The organism is uncultured Ruegeria sp., assembly GCF_947497005.1.
Lineage (GTDB): Bacteria > Pseudomonadota > Alphaproteobacteria > Rhodobacterales > Rhodobacteraceae > Ruegeria.
On sequence record NZ_CANMFF010000048.1, the window covers coordinates 1 to 5286 of the forward strand.

The window sequence follows — 5286 nt, forward strand, 5'->3', positions numbered from 1 at the left end:
TGTCACTGCCCGCCTCGTTCGAAATCTGAGACGCCACTAACACGGAGGCGTCGGAGCCGAAAGTTTGCGACAAAGCCCTTTCGATTGTTCGAACCAACTGCGGCGAAATCGCGGATTGAATTTCGCACCCCAGAGTGGCCTCAAATAACCGGTTCGACGGAATTCGTTGAGAGGTGAAGTTCCGATTGTCGTACGAGTGTGCCCTGACATTAACCATTTGCAGGTGCAGTCACTGCGACAGCACAGGTCGGAATAGTCATTGGCTCTGGGCTGGCCCAGCTCTCAGATAAGTGAACTTTCGGTGGCTCTTAGCAATCAAATACTCTTTGCGTGAAACCGAATTAATGAGAGAATGCCACGGTCGAAATGGTTTGCACAATCTCGCGACAAAGCCGATGTCTTGAACGCGAATCTGGAGCCGCTCAATACTGTGCGCAGTCAAAACGCGCTTAGGCGCAAGGGGGGGATTTTGACTAAAGTTCTGTTGGTGGAAGATAACGAAATGAACCGCGATATGCTTTCGCGCAGATTGGCACGTAAGGGGTTTCTTGTCGTTGCCGCGAAAGATGGGTTGGAGGGCGTTTCCATGGCGGGCAGCGAAACTCCAGACATCATTTTGATGGATATGAGCTTGCCGGAAATAGATGGGTGGGAGGCAACGCGGCGTATCAAGGCAGAGCCCGAGACCGCCTCGATCCCAGTGGTTGCCCTGACTGCTCACGCGATGGCCAGTGATCGAGAGAAGGCGCTGAATGCAGGTTGCGATGACTTCGATACCAAGCCTGTCGAACTCGACCGCTTGCTAGAGAAAATGGAAAAGCTTCTGCCTGCATCTTGACGACGCCCGCCTACTCAAGATCGGACCTGCGTCCAATGATATAGAAGGTTTTGGCCTGACCTTTGCCCTTTATTATTACGTCCATGGGATCAGATAGCTCAAAGCGATGCGTGACTCGCCTCGCGGTTTCCTCTGAGATTTGGATGCGGCCCGGCGAGCCTGTTGATTCAAGACGGCTGGCGAAGTTCACTGTGTCTCCCCATACATCATAGAGAAATCGATGCGACCCGATTATTCCAGCAACCACGGGTCCGCTATGGACGCCAATTCTGATATGCATGGGATTATCCAACTCAAGGTTCAGGGCCTCAACCTGAGATAACATCCGGTGCGCCATTTCAACGATCACTTCGGCGTGGTCGTCGCGGTGATCAGGCACACCGGCAGCGACCATGTAAGCATCTCCGATTGTCTTGATCTTTTCGACGCCAAGTTCTGACGCGATCTTGTCGAAGCTGGAAAAAACCCGATTCAGGTGGCTGACGACATGTGCGGGCGGCAGTTCCGCCGACATTTCGGTAAAGCCTACGATATCCGAGAACAGAACCGTGACGTTGTCATGACGGTCGGCAATTGAAGTTTCTCCTTCATTCAGTCGCGTCACGATTTTTCGAGGCAGAATACTGTGTAACAAGTCTTTGTACTTCTGCTTCTCCGCTTCCATGTGCGAAAGGTAGAGGTGCTCTCGCTCCCGCCACTGCCTTTTCTCAAGCGCGGCGCTGATCCGAGCTTGCAACAATATCGGGTTGAATGGTTTAGGAAGGTAATCCTCTGCTCCGACCTCGATACAACGCGCGACGCTTTCGATCTCATCGAGGGCCGAAATCATGATGATCGGGATATCACGCAAGTCATCGTTGTCTTTCGATCGTTTCAGCACATCATAGCCGTTGATATCCGGCATCATCAAATCGAGCAGAACCAGATCGAACGGATGTTGAGACATCTTTTCCAGAGCCGAATGTCCCCCGTCTGCGGTCCAGACCCTATGCCCGTCCCGTTCGAGCCGGCGGGCCAGCAACTCTCTGTTAGCTTCCACATCATCGACGACCAGTATGGTTCCGGTCAGCGAAGCGGTTTGCGTAACCGCATCAGTTGAGCGCATACTTTGAGCAAGATTTGCGAACATCGCAGTGGCGTCGTGCGGAGAGTGGTGTAATTTGAAGCCATTGCCGGACGGATCGTTAGGCAAAGACGCAAGCATGTCGATTTGTTTCAGAAGGGCATCCGTATGTTCCAACAGACCCAGCAAATCCGCATCCAGATGTCGCGCATTCAGATCATCCAGGTCTTCTAGCAGCATCTCGCCGTAGCCCTTGATAGCATTCATCGGTGTTCGCAGATCGTGGCGAAGCCGTTTTGTACCTTCGTCGCCATCCACGGTCAGTTTTACGGCCACATCAGGATGCAGCATCTGATCTACAAATGCGCTCAATTCGGTCGCTGCCTGTGAAATCCGTTTCAAGTCGTTCGCTGCTTCACTCAGGTCCGAACGCACGGCTTCGCTCTCCAGCAACTCGCAAAACCCGACAATGGCGCTGACCGGAGAGATTAGGTTCTGGCGCAGATTTGCCAACCACATTGCCTGGGCGCGCTGAGCCTCGGGATCAGGAAAGTCGCTCACAATCTATGTATCCCCGGATCGCGAAGTTGGCAGGAATTCGTTCAACCGGCTCAGAATAGTTTCGATTTCATCCCCATCCTTGCGGATCAAAGTCTGGACCGAACCATTCAGGCGCGCGCGGTCCTCGCTGGACAGGGTTTTTGCAGTTACGATGATAACAGGAATGTCTTTCCAGTCCGGATTCTTCCTCATCCTTGCCAAAAACTCAAAACCATCCATCTCGGGCATCATGAGATCCAGCAAAATCACGTCCGATACAGCTTCAGAGAGACGTTGAAGCGCGTCCAGCCCATTGACCGCCTCGTCAATTTGCCAGCCTTCCTTTCCAAGAACACGGCATATCATTTCACGCGTAGCGGCTTCGTCCTCGACAACCAGCACGCGTGGGGTCGACACGATGGGGCAATGCTCTTTGAGAGCACTCAGCAGTTCGACAGTGTCGATCGGCTTACCCAAGTATTCGCTTGCGCCCAGCGATAATCCGCGGGTGCGATCTTCAGCGAAGGTCAGCATGATGACAGGTATGTCGGCCAGTTCCGGATCGTCTTTCAGTTTAGACAACACGGCCCAGCCATCAATCGCGGGCATGAATACATCCAACGTAATGGCGTCAGGCTTGGTCTTTCTCGCCAGCTCCAACGCTTCCTCGCCTTTAGTCGAGGCAAGAGTACGATATCCTTCCCTGCGCATCCGTCGTCCTAAGAGGTCATGCACCGTCGGATCGTCGTCAATAAGCAGAACCAGTGGAGCATTTGGGTCGCTGTTTGGATCGTCCTCTGAATACCCTGTGTCCCGCAATATGTCTGTTGAAGGGTCACGGCAGACACGCGGAAGGCGAATGGTGAAAGTTGACCCTTTGCCGAGAGTACTGGCGCAATGAATGTCGCCACCCAGCTGCTCGCAGAAGACCTTGGTGATCGACAGTCCCAAACCCGTGCCTCCATAGTTGCGCGTGGTGGAGGAGTCCGCCTGAGTGAAAGCTTCAAAGACCTTGTCGACTTGTTCGGGTGACATGCCGATGCCTTGGTCGGCTACTGAAAACTCCAATTGATCTGTCTCCTTCGACCGAACAACCGACAATGTGATCTTCGCGTTTTTGGTGAATTTGCAAGCGTTGGACAGAAGGTTGAGTAATGCTTGGCGCACCTTGGTCAAATCACAGACCATTTCCCCGACATCTTCGGAGCACAAGATTTCCAAGGTGTTGTCGTTCTTCTGGGCCAATGGCTGCACTGTCGCGCTGACATCTTTGATCATCTGGTAGACGTCGAAAGTTTCCAGATCGAACTCCATCTTTCCGGCTTCGATTTTGGAAAGGTCCAAAATGTCATTTATCAGCGCAAGCAGATGTTTTCCGGCGGATTGAATTCTCTTCAGGTCGCTCAGGTTTGCCTCGTCATTATGGTCGATGGCTTCTTCCAGCATCAATTCGCTGTATCCAATAATCGCATTCAGCGGTGTGCGCAGTTCATGGCTCATATTGGCAAGGAAAGTGCTCTTGGTTTTGTTGGCCGTTTCGGCAATGTCGCGGGCTACACGCAACTCGCTCTCAACGCGTTTTTGCCTTGTAATGTCCCGGCCATAGATATTCGCATAGCCCCCTTCCGGAACCGGCCACAGCAAAAGAGAATAGGTCTGACCACCAGCCTTATACTGGAAATCTGCCCGTTGATCTTCCTGCAAACCCTTTGCAACACGCTTGCGCCAACCCGTTCCCACTCGGTCACCAACTTTTAGCTGCAGCGCTTCGACTAATGGAATGCTTGCTTTATTGGCATAAATCAGTTCGCCCTGATCGCTGATACGCATCACTGGGTTCGGGTTCTCTTCCGGAATGCGCGCCAGTTCACGCATCTGGTTTTCGGCCTTAAGCTGTTCGTTCAGGGCTTTTGTATTCGCGAGCGTCAACTTGATACCGTTAATCGCACTCTTTCTGGTCAAAAACGTGAGCTGTGAAATGACCAGAACCGTGCCCAGTATCGTAAGTGTGTTAAAGTACCATTCCAGCGGCCCCCATAGAAGCATGGACAGCCAAGTTAGAAAAAGAACTGGGCTGGAGAAACCCCAAGACACCCTGAGCGAAAATGTCGTAGAGCCGCCAAACGCTCCGATAAATGCGAACAGATACAGAACCATCTGCTCATGCGGTGCCAAAACCGGCATCATGAAAAAGTTGAAGCTACCCCAACCCGTTCCAAGGATCAGTGAGGTGATGAGGATAACCTTCAATCGCCGCTTCGAGATTGATTTGGGTCTTGGCTTGTTACGCAAGGCGTAATAGCTTTTCATCCCCATCACATTCATGATCAGCAAGATGACTAAAGATGCGAGCGCGGCCAGCGTCAGGTTCGAAGGGCCGATCTGCAATATCATCACGGCAAAGGCCATCATAAAAGACAGTGCAAATACAGGCGTCGTCGATGCAACATCCAGTGCTTCGTGAATGCGTAATTCGCCTTCGTAGTCCTGTTCTTGTTCGTCCTGCACGCGCTTCTCCCCAAAAGCCGTTCAATTTCAGGTCACAAAATCAGGTGCAGCCTCAATCTGGCAAGAATTATCTACGTTGCACTGTTGATTGTGTTCATTACGCATGATCAGGATCTCAGGCTTCGGGCATTCGTGCATGCTTGGCGAATGACAGGAATGTTCGCGAACTGTGAGTTCGACCGTCCGCTTATTTTGCGCATGCAGCGAATGGCCGGAATGACGGGCCGCGCCGCAGCAAGTCGAATGGAAAGTGGAAGGCATGTGTGGGTGGCGCCTGCATTGCAAGTGTTTTCTGCGTTGATGGCGGCGGTCCGTCAGTACCGTCGTGTGTTCGGCC

4 protein-coding genes are annotated in these 5286 nt (G+C 52.4%); 2 read left to right on the plus strand and 2 right to left on the minus strand.

The features are described from left to right. Nucleotides 1-469: 469 nt before the first annotated feature. Entirely contained in the window at nt 470-838 is a 369-nt protein-coding gene (locus Q0816_RS25785; RefSeq protein ID WP_298856141.1) for a response regulator, read from the plus strand. 10 nt (nt 839-848) lie between these two features. Here the strand turns inward: Q0816_RS25785 and Q0816_RS25790 are convergent, their stop codons facing one another. Next, nucleotides 849-2462, minus strand: coding sequence for an adenylate/guanylate cyclase domain-containing protein (locus tag Q0816_RS25790; protein WP_298856144.1), 1614 nt, complete (start codon nt 2460-2462; stop codon nt 849-851). 3 nt (nt 2463-2465) lie between these two features. Then, nucleotides 2466-4949 carry a response regulator gene (locus tag Q0816_RS25795; protein ID WP_298856146.1) on the minus strand — a complete coding sequence of 828 codons (2484 nt, stop codon included), beginning with the start codon at nt 4947-4949 and terminating at the stop codon, nt 2466-2468. Here Q0816_RS25795 and Q0816_RS25800 point away from each other — a divergent pair. After that, nucleotides 4935-5286, plus strand: a 352-nt coding sequence (locus tag Q0816_RS25800; RefSeq protein WP_298856148.1) for a hypothetical protein, incomplete at its 3' end; no start/stop codon positions are given. The two genes, Q0816_RS25795 and Q0816_RS25800, sit on opposite strands and share 15 nt — an antisense overlap.